Here is a 14,452-nt window from a genome sequence, read left to right on the forward strand (position 1 = left end):
GCATTGTGAAAAATATTATTCTCATTTTTGTACTGGGTATTATAGTTTCGTTATGTGCTTTTACTCCATTAGAAAAACGCCCCCAATACAAACTACGTCTGGTGGTTATTGATGCAGGCCATGGTGGCAAAGATCCAGGTACTCATGGAAAATATGTACAGGAAAAAGAAATTGCTTTGAAAGTAGCCTTGGAAGTAGGCAAAACTATAAAAAAGAACTTTCCTGATGTAAAAGTACTTTATACCCGTATGACTGATAAGTTTGTGGACTTACAGGAACGTGCTGCAATTGCTAACAGAAATCATGCCGATCTTTTCATCTCGATTCATTGTAACTCAAATAATTCCAAAGCGATAGCTGGAACAGAAACCTATACAATGGGGTTACATACTTCGGAAGGAAATCTGGAGGTTGCTAAACGGGAAAACTCTGCTATTCTGTTAGAAGATAATCACGAAAAAAAATATGGTGGGTATGATCCTGACTCTCCTATGGGACATATTTTGTTTGCCAATTATCAAAGTGCTTATATGGAAAATAGCCTTAGATTTGCTAGCCATGTAGAGTCTCAGTTTGAAAAAAGAGCAAACCGGCACAGCAGAGGGGTGAGACAGGCAGGATTTATCGTTCTATGGAAAACAGCTATGCCTAGTGCTCTTATTGAGATTGGCTTTCTGAGTAACCTGACAGAGGAAAAATATCTTAGAACAGAAGAAGGCCGTTCAAATATTGCAAACGCCATTTATCGCGGATTTAAAGCGTATAAAGAAGATATGGAAACAACAGATTGAACTTTCTGTATCATGACAGATAAAAGCCATTTTTATTTCCTAACAATTTTGTTTTTCTAGTATTATTGGACCAATTTAAATAGGGTTTAAACATTGATTTTTTAACTTAATTATTTTGCTGTGGCAGTCTCGAAAGAAATTAGAATAGGTATACTGGCTCTTGTGTCAGGTGTTGTTTTATATTTTGGTTTCAATTACCTGAAAGGTTCTGATCTTTTCTCTAACAAGGAGTATTATTATGCTATTTATCCTAATGCTGAGGGATTAAATGTTTCAAATCCTATTACAATCAATGGGGTGCAAGTGGGGCAGGTAGCTGGTAAAACATTACTTCAGAATCATGGAAATCATGTGCTTATCACATTGGATATAGAAAAAGAAGTAAAACTCAATGATTCAACTGTTGCAATAGTTGCCAGCACTGGTTTATTGGGTGGCAAAGAAATTAAACTTCTGATTGGTAAAGGTGGTCGTCCATTGGATGAAGGGGATACTTTGATCTCACAAACTGAAGTAGATATGTTGGGAAAACTCGCTGACGAAGCAAAGCCTTTAAGTCGTGACCTGGATACCGCCTTGAATAACCTGAATGTTTTGCTAAAACAATTTCAACAGATAAGCAAGCCTTTGGGAGGAACATTACAAAATCTGGAGAATACTTCTTCTGCTTTAAATGGTATACTGGCACAAAATCAGGCTGCTATCAAGGGTATTCTAACAAATCTGAATGCAATGTCTAGTGCTCTAAATGATCCTCAAACAGGAGTAAAACCTTTAATGGCAAAATTGAATGCAACAGGGGATAGCTTAAGCCGAATACAGTTAGGCCAGACAGTTGACAAGGCCAATGCATCACTTGCTAATATTAGCAAATTGTTAAATGAGATTAATCAAGGACAAGGATCATTGGGCAAACTGGCAAAAAATGACTCACTTTATAATAACCTGAATCGATTTTCTGCCAATCTGGATAGTCTGATGGTTGATTTCCGTGAACATCCTAAGCGATATGTACATTTCTCTGTGTTTGGAAAAAAGGATAAGACAAAAAAATAAAACAGCTAATTAGCTAGTCAAAAACCTTCAGTATCTCACTGAAGGTTTTTTTATTTCCATTGTTTTTGATTTTTGTCTATATTTTTCCCGTAAAAGTATAACTTAGTTCCAGTTAGATTTCATCACGCAACTGATAAGCCATTCTATGAATTCGGAATTAGCTAAAAATGAACAGACAAATAAACAGCTAAGCGCTGATCTTATTGAAAAATTAAAGAAGATACATCTGGGTGGAGGAGAGAAAAAAATTGCAGACCAGCATCAGAAAGGTAAGCTTACCGCAAGAGAACGTATCCAATACCTGATTGACAAGGAAAGTGATTTTCTGGAAGTCGGAGCCTGGGCGGGATATGGTATGTATGAGGCTGATGGCGGATGTCCAGCTGGAGGAGTAATTACAGGAATTGGCTATATTCATGGACGTCAGTGTGTGATTGTTGCCAATGATGCTACTGTTAAAGCAGGAGCCTGGTTTCCTATTACAGCAAAAAAAAACCTTCGCGCACAGGAAATAGCAATAGAAAACAGATTGCCAATCATATATCTGGTTGACAGTGCAGGGGTTTATCTACCTATGCAGGACGAAGTTTTTCCGGATAAAGAACATTTTGGACGTATTTTCAGAAATAATGCTCAGATGTCTTCATTGGGAATTGTTCAGATCGCAGCCATTATGGGGTCTTGTGTAGCCGGAGGAGCTTATTTACCTATAATGTCAGATGAAGCTATGATTGTAGAAGGAACAGGCTCTATATTTCTGGCAGGGTCTTATCTGGTCAAGGCTGCTATCGGGGAGGATGTAGACAATGAGACTCTGGGTGGTGCTACTACTCATTGTGAAATTTCAGGCGTAACAGATAATAAATATCCTAATGATCAGGAATGTCTTGCTGCTATTCGTCGCATAATTGATAAAATGGGTCATGTTCCTAAAGCAGGATTTGATAGAGCCGCACCTGTGCCGCCTAAAGAGAACCCTCAGGAACTGTATGGCTTATTTCCATCGGATCGGGTAAAACCCTATGACATGCGTGAAATTATCAAGCGTTTGGTTGATAATTCAGAGTTTGATGAATATAAAGAATTGTATGGGAAAAGTTTGCTTTGTGGCTTGGCACGTATAGACGGGTGGGCTGTTGGAATTATTGCCAATCAGAGAACTATGGTAAAGACAAAAAAAGGAGAAATGCAGATGGGCGGAGTAATCTATTCAGATTCGGCAGATAAAGCGGCACGATTTATTATGAATTGTAATCAGAAACGTATACCACTGGTGTTTTTACAGGATGTAACCGGGTTTATGGTAGGGAGCCGTTCTGAACAGGGAGGAATTATAAAAGATGGCGCGAAGATGGTAAATGCAATGGCAAATTCTGTAGTGCCTAAATTTACAGTAGTAGTAGGTAATTCATATGGTGCAGGAAATTATGCGATGTGTGGCCGTGCATATGACCCCCGATTAATGGTTGCCTGGCCTTCAGCTCAACTGGCAGTAATGAGTGGGGCTTCTGCTGCCAAAACATTGTTGCAAATTCAGCTGGCAGCCTTAAAAGCTAAAGGAAAAGAGATTACACCTGAGGAAGAAAAAAAGATGTTTGAAACCATTAAGACTCAGTATGATAATCAGTTGTCTCCATATTATGCTGCAGCCCGGTTATGGATTGATGCAGTAATAGACCCACTGGAAACTCGTAAAATACTATCAATGGGAATCGAAGCTGCTAATCATGCACCTATTGAAAAACGGTATAATGTAGGAGTTATTCAGACGTGAGGATTGTTATCTATATAACAAATCTGAGAGGTTCTCTAATCAGAATGTATCTGTTTGAATTGTTATCGAATCTGATTATTTGTTTGTTTCTTGTTTTTAGAATTGACACATTTGCGTGTACGCTACGTTTTGCCTTGCTATGAATACAAATGAAATCAAAGCTTTGGTGTCTCTATTAGATGACGATGATAAGGAAGTCCAACTACATGTAGAGCAAAGGATTATTTCTTTGGGTGGGCCAGTGATTCCTTTTCTGGAGGCTGAGTGGGAGACAAATTTTAATCCAATTGTTCAGAAGAAGATAGAAGAACTGATTCATACCTTACAGTTTGATGCTTTAAAACAACGTTTAAGGGAATGGAAGGATAGTGAGACACAAGATTTGCTGGAAGGCATGTGGTTAGTGGCTACATATCAATATCCTGATTTGTCTTTGGAGAGATTGAAAAAAGATCTGGAACAGATCTATTATGATGCATGGCTTGAATTTAAGGCCGACGTGCATGCATATGACCAGGTGAAAATACTAAACAGTGTGATGTTTAGTAAATTGAAGTTTGCTGCTAATACAAAAAACTTTCATTCTCCTGCCAATTGTATGATCAATATTGTGCTGGATTCTAAAAGAGGTAATCCTATTTCACTTTGTGTGATTTATATGCTTATTGCTCATAAGTTGAAACTGCCTATTTATGGAGTAAACCTTCCTAATCTATTTATTCTGACATTTAAAACGGCAGAAACTCAATTTTATATAAACGTATTTAATAAAGGGATTGTCTTTTCCAGATCTGATATAGATAGTTATATCAAACAGTTAAATTTACCTCCTTCTGATATTTTCTATGAACCTTGTTCAAATGTAGATATTATCAAACGGGTGCTTCGTAATTTGTCTCTGGCTTTTGAGAAAACAGGTGATAGTGATAAGATGGAAGAAGTACGTTTACTATTGGATGTGGTGACAGAAAACAAAGAGAGTCAAGAGTAATTTGATATCTTTTACAGAATAATAAAAAAGACTGAAGAACATTCTTCAGTCTTTTTTATTATTCTGTTAGCTGCCTGTTCCAAAGTTTGTACTTAGCGTAATATAGCCTGGATAAGGAATCGTAAGGCTGCCAATCATAATAGATGGCTTTATCTTGAGAGATAATTTAGGAGACGGTTTATTCCCTGCTCCAACAAGCCCTAAGCCTAGGTTGATATTTTCATCCATGCTATTCTTAGCCATGATTTTGCGTAAATCAGCATTGATTTGTACAGGAATAGTCGCTGTTCCTCCACTGGGGGCAATACTTACTCGATCATTTAATGTACCCGTTACGATCTCTTTGCCTTCAATCAATAATATCCACTCCATCTTATTCATGGCAGCTGTCGCATCATTAGGATTTTGAGCATCTACATTAATAGTTAGTGATAAAGGCATCGTACCTGATGCATAAGCTGCTGTTAATTTACCAGCTTGCAGAAGGTTCATGTCGGATAAACTTTTTATCTGCTGTACATTAACGCCTGCCAGGTTTGTGTTTTGGACTGAACTCATTCTAAACTGGCACTTGGTAAAATTGGCCATTTGTTTGAGTTGAGTACAGGAAAAAGAAACCAGCAATAGTGCTATTATCCATAATAAAGAACTTTTTTTCAACATAGGTATGGTATTTTAGTAACTAATTGGACTTAATAACTGAGAGTAAAAATTAACCTTACAAAAATAAGGCCTTTCTTGTGTTAGAGATGAAATTTTTGTATGTTAACTGAACGTTCTATGTACAGAATTAAAGTGAATAATAAAAATGTTTGCTTCTACTTTATTGGTATATAGAGGTTTATGTTTCTTGTTTGATCTGATGGTTGCATAAATTTTGTGTAAAATGATAGAACAAATTCCAGCTAAGGGTAAATTACTGATTGCGGAACCTTTTTTGGGGGATCCTAACTTTGAACGTAGCGTTGTTTTACTCTGTGAACATACGGAAACAGGATCTTTTGGTTTTGTTCTGAATCAGACTACAGTACTGACGCTTAAAGATGTAATTGAAGATGAAATCTATGCAGACCTCCCATTACATATTGGTGGACCTGTAGAGCATAATACACTCCATTTTATCCATCGCATGGGAACAATCATTGATGATACAATTCCGATAGCTGATGATTTATATTGGGGGGGCGATTTTGAACAGGTGAAGAGTTTGCTTAACATGGGAAAAATGTCAACAGATGATATTCGTTTCTTTGTTGGATATTCCGGATGGGGTGAACAACAGTTAGAGAATGAACTGAAACAAAATGCATGGATTGTTACTGATGCGGAATCTTCCTTTATTTTTCAAACACCAGCAGATCAATTCTGGCGTAATATATTGCGTCGTATGGATGGTAAATATAAAGCTTTTGCCAATTATCCAACAGATCCCCGCTTGAACTAAGAATGAGTTTACTGCCTGTACATTTGTTTTGAACAGGCAGTAAACATATCTTTTTTCAGATTTTTACTTTAAAAAAAGGTTTGATATATATTCCTGTATTTTTGAGCAGCTTTCTCCCAGCTAAATGAGCAGGCTCTTTGACAAATTTCTACTGATCTTGTGGTAGACTTATTCTCATGGAGACCCTTTTCCAGTACCTCCTGCATATGTTGTGGATCGAAGTTTAAGAAATAATTGGCTACATTACCACCTATTTCTGGTAAGGATGCCAGAGATGATAAAAATACCGGTTTGCCAAAATACATTGCTTCAATAACAGGTAATCCAAATCCCTCTGCCAACGAAGGAAATACAAAGGCTGTACAATGCTTGTAATACCATGATTTTTCTTCTTCTGAAATAGATCCAGTGAAAATAACTCTATCCTGAACTTTCCATTTTTTTGCCTCTGCCTCAATTTTTCGTTTATAGTCTATATCATGGTTTACTCCTGCAATCACAAGAAATAAATTGTTTTTGGTTAGAATAGCTGGTAATACATGAAAGTTCTTCTTTGGGACCACCGTCCCAATCGTAAATAGGAAGTTTGCTGGAGGTATATACGAAGGAATAGTTATCACCGTTTGAGAAGAGAAATTGCAACCATTATGAATAACCTGTACAGGAATATTTCCTATAGTAAGGTGAGTCTTTACTTCCTTGAGTGTAAATTCTGAGATAACAGTCAGATAACTGGCCTGATCTATCTTAACCTGTAATTTTCGTAATTCCTCCTTCTTTTTTGATGCTGACAATCTATAATCATGCATGAAGTTTAGGTCATGAATGGTTAAGATAAGAGGTGGTTTTATACGGTTAGGTAGATAATTAGTTCCTTGATATATACTATGCCATAGATCAAATTGATTTTTGGATGGCATATAAAATTTGTGAAAAGTATTATGATGTATTGGGGTAAACAAGCAAGATTTAAATATTTGTTGTTCCTGGCGAGGTAAATACAAATATAGGTGCTCAGAAGAAGGCTCAATCTGCTTCAGAAGAGCTTTTCCTAATTGAGAGCAAAAATGATATAGCCCCGTATGAGGATATCTCATTCGTTCAAAATCAATAAATATTTTTTTACAAAGCATTAGTTTAGATAATACATATCTATTCTGCAGATACTATTTATTATCTGCAGTCCAGACTGTCGTAGTCAGTTGGGTGATTGATTATGTGATTAGTTAGTCAGACTTGAACGTCTAAGAGAAGATGTCTAAACTAGTATTAAAGGAACTCGACGAGTAGATTTTGTAGCCAGATGAGTTTATACCTATGAACAATTCGCAACATAGCTTTTGCTATGGGCCGAAAAATAGGATGAGGGCACTGGACTGTCTGTTTAGTTCTTCAAGAACTTTTATAATATCTACCTTTGTAGCCTTTATTAAATAGGTTAGACTATCTCCTAAGAATGGTTAATGGCAATGATTTTGTTCAGAATGGATGTGGGGGTTATGTTTTGAATACAGAAACATTGATGGGGAGTGTGGGAACATGTATTGCAATCAGATTGCATAAAAGTGATAGTAGTTGCATGAATACCTACTGGCTGCCATCTGCCTGGATGCATCGGGCGAATAGTAGGATATAGACCAATTGCATATTTACCTAGTGCCGATGCAATATGAAGTGGGCCTGTACTGCAGGCAATAAGTACATCCGTATGGTGTAAAAAGGAAATTAATTCCTGTAAGGATAGCTTACCCAATAGGTTAGTTACATTTGGTAAAGTAAGTATCTCAGGAAATTCTTCCTGAATTTTAGCTTCCTCTGTTAATGTACCTGTTATAAATATCTGAATAGTAGAGGGTAAGCTACTAGCTAATTCATAATAATGTTTTAATGGCCATTCACGGGCACTTCCTTTAGATTTCGGGTGTAAAACGAGTTTTAGGGAAGACTGTTGTAATTTTTCTTCCAAGAATGCTGGAATTGGAGTTTTAATTTTTTTTAGTCCATATAATGAAGAAATCTCGTTAAGTGTTACAGTTTCAGATATGCCAAGCGGTTTAAGTAATTTAAAGTTAAGCTGTGTCTCATGCAGATTTGACTTTTTTCGGCTGAAATTGACACGTTTGTTACAATAAAGCCAATGCCACCAACGATGACTTGTACCTATTCGTAAAGGTATTTTTCTTTTAGCAGCCCATCGTGCAACTTCACGGTCCGGAAATAAAAAAACGATTGTATCAACATGATCTGTCTTATAGTTGTCTAGTTGATCTTTATCCCAGTACTCATCAATATAAATAGAGGCACTGATTACAGGTTCAGTATATTTCTTCCCAAGAAAAATGATATGAGAAGATGGATATACTTCTTTAAGTTTACCTGCTACAGGGAGAGATAACACCACATCGCCTAAATTGTCAGTACGGCTTATGATGATTGTCTGCATATTTATAAAAATGATTGATTAAGCTATGATTTATCAAAAGTTTCAAAGATAGAAATTTACATGAATGTAATAGGTGTTTTTAAAAGGAGTATTCACAATTCTGTAATGTTCGTAAGATAGATAAAGAGTTTTATAATAGTAATAAAATAATCTAAAGTATAACTATAAGTGAATGCAACCTTTCTCGGATTTTGAGGGTCAAATAGTTGTGACATAATTTGTCTTTTAATCAAAAATCGAGATATATGAAAAATTGCTACCTTATTTATTTCTGCATGGCAGTTGGTATTTTACTTTTTTCTGCCTGTAAGCAGAATGAAGTTTCACCAGACAATAAACCTAATGTTCGGGCTTTGCGAACTAATGAAACACAGACTGTTAAAAATTCCACGGATTTTGCTTTTAATGTATTTCATAAGCTAAATGAAATACAGCCTGCTGATAAGAATCAGTTTATTTCTCCCTTTAGTATTGCCATGGCTGTAGCTATGACATATAATGGAGCAAATACTACTACGAAGGATGGAATAAAAAAAGCATTAAGTATGCAAGGCTTGACAGATGAAGAACAAAACAGTGCTTTTCAATCAATAGCAGCATATTTAAATGGCATTGATAAGACGGTTACTTTTTCGCCTGCTAACTCTATCTGGTATAAAAAGGATCTTACACCACAAACAAATTTTGTAGAAGCCAATCAGAAATATTTTGATGCAGAAGTAAGAGGGTTAGATCTAATAAAAGATAAAGAGGGTTCAAAGAATACCATAAATAATTGGGTAAAGAATAAAACCAATGGTAAAATTGATAGGATTATAGAAAATATAAGTGATGATCAGGTAATGTTTTTAATCAATGCTATTTACTTTAAAGGAACATGGGCCTATAAGTTTGATAAAAATAAAACGCAGGAAGATGACTTTTATCTTGAGAATGGTTCAACTGTCAGAAAGGAATTTATGAGAGGTAATGCTACTGTAGGTGTATATACAGATGCGGACAAGGTGCTGATTGATCTACCTTATGGCAATAAACAATTTACAATGACATTGATAATGCCAAATAGTAATAAGTCAATAGAGAGTCTACTAAAACAACTTACTTCTGAAAATTTTGCCAACTGGCTGGCAAAGTCAGATACAACTACAATAGACATTAAATTACCTAAATTCAAATTTGAAGGTAATTATATAAAACAGGAATTTAACACTGTTCTAGCTAATTTGGGAATGGGAGAAGCATTTTCGGATTACGCTGACTTCAGTAATTTATTAGTTGGCTTTACTAAAGGAGATTTGAAGATTAATGAGGTGGCACATAAAACTTTTGTGCAGGTAGATGAAACAGGAACTGAAGCTGCTGCTGTTACATCTATTGGAATGGTAGAGACTACGTCTTCTATACCTCGTATCTGGACTGTTAATCGTCCATTTATTTATATAATTCGGGAAAAGAGCTCCGGGGCTATTTTATTTATTGGCAAGGTGATGAATCCTACCATCGAAAAATATCAATAAATAGATACCCGATACCCATCTGCAAAATCTTAAAAGTGCAGATGGGTAAATTTTACACTAGGTCTAAATGACCTATAAGATTACTTAGGATCATCTTATCATCTACCTTGAGCCAGTCTTTTAGCAAGGTGGCATAAATGCTGCGAAAATCGATCTGGTATTTGAGGTCACCTTCATCCAGATTTTGAAGATTAGGAGATTCATTAAAGAACCCCGGCTTTTTCAGTTTCCCTCCTATAAGAAATACATTATTGGCAGTTCCATGATCTGTACCCCCGCTACCATTCTGAGCAACTCTGCGACCAAATTCTGAAAATGTCATAACCAACGTTTCATTGAGTTGATTGTTCTGTTTCATATCTTGTATAAAAGTGGACATTGCCTCTGAATACTGTTTCAACAATTGTCCCTGTCGTAGTTTCTGATTGATATGTGTATCAAACCCGGAGATTGATACATAAAAGATATTGGTTTCTATTCCTGATACGATAAGTTCGGCAATGGTTTTTAACTTTCTACCAAGTTCAGTAGGAGGGTAGAATGCTTTGGTTTTATAGATTTTGGATTTGTCATAGATATAAGCAGCAGATGAGACAGTTTCACCTAGCGTTTTATATAAATAGCTTACCTGCTCATGATCCGCCTCAGTGTGTTGTGCTGAATTTATATCTGTAATCAACCTGTTATGTGTTAACTGATAAAGTTTTTGAGGATTTGACACTGCCAGTCCCTTCAGGCGATCTCCTTTCATTGCCAGGCTTAATGTGTCATCTACTTCAATGGCTTTGTAGGGCTGATTACAGTATCCTCCACAGGCTGAGTCCAGGTATCTGCCGATCCAGCCTGTACTCAGAAATTCATCCGACCCAGATGCTGTTTGCCAGATATCCATCGAACGAAAGTGAGATCGGTCGGGATTAGGGTATCCAACACTATTGAGAATAGTAAGCAGACCATCATCGTATAACTGTTTCATACCTGTCAGAGCTGGATTAAAACCTAATTCATCAGATACCTGTAATACATATTGTGATTCGATGGCAAGTTTGGGACGTACTTTATAATAGATATCATTTCGGAATGGGATAATGGTATTTAGTCCATCATTTCCCCCCGACAGTTGAATGATAACTAGTTTTTTATTGTTTAAACCTAAAGTATTGAGGTGCTGTCTTTCAAAGGCTTTCAGAAAATTGGGAATCAGCATTGTTCCTGCTGTTGCCAGGGCTGATCGGGAAAGGAAATCACGTCTTTTCATAGCTTTCGGTTGTATATGTAAGTATCCGAGGTAATAGAAGGATGGATATGACCAAGTGGGTACTGGCGATTTTAGATAGACTTGATAGATTAACAAAGTTGATATTCAGGCAGAGAAACCAATGCAGAAGAAAGACTTTTAATCAAGGCATCTTTACTGCTTTTATCAGCTCTTCGCCAGATCAGATCTTTTTGGGCCTGTGTGATAGGTAAGGATAAGAGATAACCAGCAAGAGCATCAAGAGTTTCCGTATCCTTCACTTTTTTAAAGGCATTTTGCAATCCAGTCCAATTGGCGGATGCCTGAATAGTTTTTCCTTTGCGATTGTTCAGATATGCTGTATTTACATCTCCTTCTTCTTTTGCCTCAACCCTTACTTCTGCTGACTGGAAAAGTAATTCGGGGAGTTGCATCCGAAAAAGAAGACTGCTACTGTCAATCCAATTTTTTCCTTCTTTCCAGCCAGCTACATTTGGGGGATTGAGTAGGATTTGTCCCAGAACTTTCTGAAGGAAGATAATATTTTGTGTCTCCTGAAACTGAATAGTGAATGTTTGTTGTAAGCCTACTAACAGCTCTACCGGACTTTTTACTCTGCTACCAATGATAGAAGACTGATAAAACCAGTCTGCGGTAAAGATAGATTCCATTAGTTGAGCTATATCATAATCCGACTTATAAAACTGGTCTGACAGGCTATTGATAATTGTTGGATCAGGTTTTTCATTAACAAAGTATTGATAGATTTTAGTGGTAATAAATCGGGCTGTTTGTTTGTTTTCCAGAATGGTAGTGAGTATATCTTCTCCTGTAAAGTTGCCTGTCTTACCAAAGAATGTTTTTTCTCCCTCATCGTGTTGTCTTTGGTTAAAGAAAAATTCTCCGTCATGTCTGAACTGCCATCCTGTGAAGGCCCTTGCTGCATTTTTTATATCCTGTTCTGTATAGTGATCTCTTCCTAGAGTAAATAACTCCATTACCTCGCGTGCAAAATTCTCATTGGGGCTATCTTTGCGGTTTTGTTTGTTATTGAGAAAGCCCAACATAGCTGCATCCTTCGAAATAGCCATCAGTAAATCACCAAACTTGCCCAATGCATGTTTGCGAAGTGTATTGTTCTGAATTTGCATAAAATAAGCATTGTTGCTACGACAGGCAAAATGGCCATGCCAGAACAATGTCATTTTTTCTCTTAGCATCGCGTTACCACTGACCATTTGGCTGACCCATGCAAGATTCAGGGATTTTATGCTTTCTATGCGATCTTTGATAATAGTTTTAATTTTTTCCTGAGGGGTTGCGCTTTGTGTAAAGGTTTGTTTACTGTCCTTTTTTTCCTCTCTTTCCAATCTCATTTGTTCTGCTGTTACTACTTGCAGAGGATAAATATTCTTTGATTGAACAAACAATTCCCTTACTGCTTTCTCAATAGATTTGTGATCAACTGTTTCTCTCGTAAGTGGTGAGATACCAAAACCTGCCCGATTGTAAAGGTGTTTAATCTTTTGTTGGTTGGATATTTTTGTTTGCATAGCTTTTGATCGTTTTCATCACCTAATTGTAAATCTGTGAGGTTAGATGAAAATTAGTAGCAAACGTTTAAATTAGCGGGAGACTTTGCTGTAAAAAATGAATAACTCCCATAAGTTCTTTTATCTAATCCTCGTTTTTTTGTTGAGTATTTTTATTGCCTGTTCTAAAAAACAACCTGCAATTCATGATAAAGCAGATAAAGTTTTGGTATTTAAAGCAAAACGAAAAATGCAGTTGTTGAAGGGTAATAACGTATTGCGGACCTATACCATCGCTTTAGGAGAAAGTCCTGAAGGTCATAAAGGAAAGGAAGGAGATGAAAGAACTCCGGAAGGAAAATATACGTTGGACTGGCGAAATGCCAAAAGTAGCTGTTATAAATCACTGCATGTTTCTTATCCTAATGAACAGGACCGCAAGAGTGCAGAAGAGAAGGGTGTATCACCAGGAGGGATGATTATGATTCATGGTTTGCATCCAAGTATTACATGGGTGGGTCGCTTTCATACACTTTATGACTGGACAAATGGATGTATAGGAGTCACAAATGCAGAAATGGATGAGATATGGAAGGCTGTTCCGGATGGAACAACCATTGAAATAAAGCCATAATGTATGTTATGGCTTTAACAAAACTTTTCCTGTTGTGATACGTGCTGCGAGATCTTTGTGTGCCTGGGCGACTTCCTCTAGGCGATAAACGTGTTCTATCTGCAACTGGAGTTTTCCCTCTGCTATCCATTGAAACAAATCATTTGTCCGTTGCAATAGTTCATCACGAGTCAATACATAATGACCTAATGTAGGCCTGGTTAGAAATATAGATTTCTTACTTAAATGTAATGGATCAAATGGGGGCACTGCTCCACTGGAGGCTCCAAACAAAACCATATACCCTCGAGGTCGCAAACATGCCAGACTTTTATCAAAGGTTGTTTTACCTACTGAGTCATATACTACCTGAACACCAGATTGATTAGTAATTCGCATGACTTCTGTTTCAAAGTCTTGTTGCGTATATAGAATGACTTCATCGGCTCCGGCTTGTCGGGAAAGCTGAGCTTTTTCTTCTGTTGAAACCGTGGTAATGATTTTTGCTCCAATTTGCCGAATCATCTGGGTTAATAATAGTCCTACGCCTCCTGCTCCTGCATGTATCAATATAGTGTCGGTTGGTTTTACAGGGTAGGTACTATAACAGAGATAATGGGCTGTAAGTCCTTGTAAAAGGACAGCCGCTGCTCTATCATCATCCACCGAATCTGGAATAGGTACCAGTTTACTGACTGGGACAACGGCATATTCGGCATAACTGCCTATCTGTAAGGCATAGGCAACCCTGTCGCCAGGTTTTACTTCTGTCACCCCATCTCCGATTGATTCTACAACTCCGGCTGCTTCTGAACCCGGAGTAAAGGGAGTTGGAAGAGGATATCGACCCTCCCGATGGTAGATATCAATAAAATTGACTCCAATGGATTTGATTCGAACAAGTGCTTCTCCTGGTTTAGGAGTTGGTATGACTACTTCCCGATATTCCATTACTTCAGGACCGCCGGGGATGGTAACTTGAATGGCTTTCATACTATGATTATGAGAATAAAGCAGATAAGTATTTCAGAACCTTACCGGGTATGTAAAATGC

General features: G+C 37.1%; 13 protein-coding genes. 7 read left to right on the top strand and 6 right to left on the bottom strand.

Annotated elements, in window-relative coordinates:
- Positions 1-5 precede the first annotated feature (5 nt).
- The 4 genes from QNI22_RS00665 (at position 6) to QNI22_RS00680 (ending at position 4,612) form a co-directional block, all read left to right on the top strand.
- Positions 6-791 carry an N-acetylmuramoyl-L-alanine amidase family protein gene (locus QNI22_RS00665; protein ID WP_314508669.1) on the top strand — a complete coding sequence of 262 codons (786 nt, stop codon included), beginning with the start codon at positions 6-8 and terminating at the stop codon, positions 789-791.
- Positions 792-911: 120 nt separating this feature from the next.
- Positions 912-1,847: an MlaD family protein gene (locus tag QNI22_RS00670; RefSeq protein WP_314508670.1), complete on the top strand. Its 936-nt coding sequence runs from the start codon at positions 912-914 to the stop codon at positions 1,845-1,847.
- Positions 1,848-1,992: 145 nt separating this feature from the next.
- Positions 1,993-3,621, top strand: coding sequence for an acyl-CoA carboxylase subunit beta (locus tag QNI22_RS00675; RefSeq protein ID WP_314508671.1), 1,629 nt, complete (start codon positions 1,993-1,995; stop codon positions 3,619-3,621).
- Positions 3,622-3,760: 139 nt separating this feature from the next.
- On the top strand, positions 3,761-4,612 hold the full coding sequence (locus tag QNI22_RS00680; RefSeq protein WP_314508672.1) for a transglutaminase-like domain-containing protein: 852 nt from the start codon (positions 3,761-3,763) through the stop codon (positions 4,610-4,612).
- A gap of 66 nt (positions 4,613-4,678) precedes the next feature.
- On the opposite strand, the gene QNI22_RS00685 is transcribed toward QNI22_RS00680, so the two are convergent.
- Entirely contained in the window at positions 4,679-5,275 is a 597-nt protein-coding gene (locus QNI22_RS00685) for a hypothetical protein (RefSeq protein WP_314508673.1), read from the bottom strand.
- Between the two features lie 223 nt (positions 5,276-5,498).
- Between QNI22_RS00685 and QNI22_RS00690 the strand changes: the two genes are divergently transcribed.
- Complete coding sequence (locus tag QNI22_RS00690) at positions 5,499-6,056, top strand: YqgE/AlgH family protein (protein ID WP_314508674.1); 558 nt, start codon at positions 5,499-5,501, stop codon at positions 6,054-6,056.
- 68 nt (positions 6,057-6,124) lie between these two features.
- Here QNI22_RS00690 and QNI22_RS00695 read toward each other — a convergent pair whose 3' ends face one another.
- The gene (locus tag QNI22_RS00695) at positions 6,125-7,189 is read right to left on the bottom strand and encodes a glycosyltransferase family 4 protein (protein ID WP_336620939.1); all 1,065 of its coding nucleotides are present in this window, start codon (positions 7,187-7,189) and stop codon (positions 6,125-6,127) included.
- 317 nt (positions 7,190-7,506) lie between these two features.
- Complete coding sequence (locus tag QNI22_RS00700; RefSeq protein ID WP_314508676.1) at positions 7,507-8,499, bottom strand: glycosyltransferase family 9 protein; 993 nt, start codon at positions 8,497-8,499, stop codon at positions 7,507-7,509.
- 245 nt (positions 8,500-8,744) lie between these two features.
- Here QNI22_RS00700 and QNI22_RS00705 point away from each other — a divergent pair, with 245 nt between their 5' ends.
- Positions 8,745-10,016, top strand: a complete 1,272-nt coding sequence (locus QNI22_RS00705) for a serpin family protein (protein WP_314508678.1) — start codon at positions 8,745-8,747, stop codon at positions 10,014-10,016.
- A gap of 52 nt (positions 10,017-10,068) precedes the next feature.
- On the opposite strand, the gene QNI22_RS00710 is transcribed toward QNI22_RS00705, so the two are convergent.
- The gene (locus QNI22_RS00710; protein WP_314508679.1) at positions 10,069-11,274 is read right to left on the bottom strand and encodes a DUF1501 domain-containing protein; all 1,206 of its coding nucleotides are present in this window, start codon (positions 11,272-11,274) and stop codon (positions 10,069-10,071) included.
- Between the two features lie 89 nt (positions 11,275-11,363).
- Positions 11,364-12,806 (bottom strand): DUF1800 domain-containing protein, encoded by a 1,443-nt coding sequence (locus tag QNI22_RS00715; protein ID WP_314508680.1) that lies wholly within the window; start codon positions 12,804-12,806, stop codon positions 11,364-11,366.
- Between the two features lie 97 nt (positions 12,807-12,903).
- Between QNI22_RS00715 and QNI22_RS00720 the strand changes: the two genes are divergently transcribed.
- Positions 12,904-13,419, top strand: coding sequence for a L,D-transpeptidase family protein (locus QNI22_RS00720; RefSeq protein WP_314508681.1), 516 nt, complete (start codon positions 12,904-12,906; stop codon positions 13,417-13,419).
- Positions 13,420-13,425: 6 nt separating this feature from the next.
- Here QNI22_RS00720 and QNI22_RS00725 read toward each other — a convergent pair whose 3' ends face one another.
- Positions 13,426-14,391, bottom strand: a complete 966-nt coding sequence (locus tag QNI22_RS00725; RefSeq protein ID WP_314508683.1) for a quinone oxidoreductase family protein — start codon at positions 14,389-14,391, stop codon at positions 13,426-13,428.
- Positions 14,392-14,452: the final 61 nt, after the last annotated feature.

This window comes from Xanthocytophaga agilis (assembly GCF_030068605.1).
GTDB lineage: Bacteria > Bacteroidota > Bacteroidia > Cytophagales > 172606-1 > Xanthocytophaga > Xanthocytophaga agilis.

Coding starts and splice junctions, on each gene's coding strand:
- QNI22_RS00685 (WP_314508673.1), bottom strand. CDS start 5,275: ATGTTGAAAAAAAGTTCTTTATTATGGATAATAGCACTATTGCTGGTT.
- QNI22_RS00710 (WP_314508679.1), bottom strand. CDS start 11,274: ATGAAAAGACGTGATTTCCTTTCCCGATCAGCCCTGGCAACAGCAGGA.
- QNI22_RS00705 (WP_314508678.1), top strand. CDS start 8,745: ATGAAAAATTGCTACCTTATTTATTTCTGCATGGCAGTTGGTATTTTA.
- QNI22_RS00725 (WP_314508683.1), bottom strand. CDS start 14,391: ATGAAAGCCATTCAAGTTACCATCCCCGGCGGTCCTGAAGTAATGGAA.
- QNI22_RS00700 (WP_314508676.1), bottom strand. CDS start 8,499: ATGCAGACAATCATCATAAGCCGTACTGACAATTTAGGCGATGTGGTG.
- QNI22_RS00680 (WP_314508672.1), top strand. CDS start 3,761: ATGAATACAAATGAAATCAAAGCTTTGGTGTCTCTATTAGATGACGAT.
- QNI22_RS00720 (WP_314508681.1), top strand. CDS start 12,904: ATGAATAACTCCCATAAGTTCTTTTATCTAATCCTCGTTTTTTTGTTG.
- QNI22_RS00690 (WP_314508674.1), top strand. CDS start 5,499: ATGATAGAACAAATTCCAGCTAAGGGTAAATTACTGATTGCGGAACCT.
- QNI22_RS00695 (WP_336620939.1), bottom strand. CDS start 7,189: ATGCTTTGTAAAAAAATATTTATTGATTTTGAACGAATGAGATATCCT.
- QNI22_RS00715 (WP_314508680.1), bottom strand. CDS start 12,806: ATGCAAACAAAAATATCCAACCAACAAAAGATTAAACACCTTTACAAT.
- QNI22_RS00675 (WP_314508671.1), top strand. CDS start 1,993: ATGAATTCGGAATTAGCTAAAAATGAACAGACAAATAAACAGCTAAGC.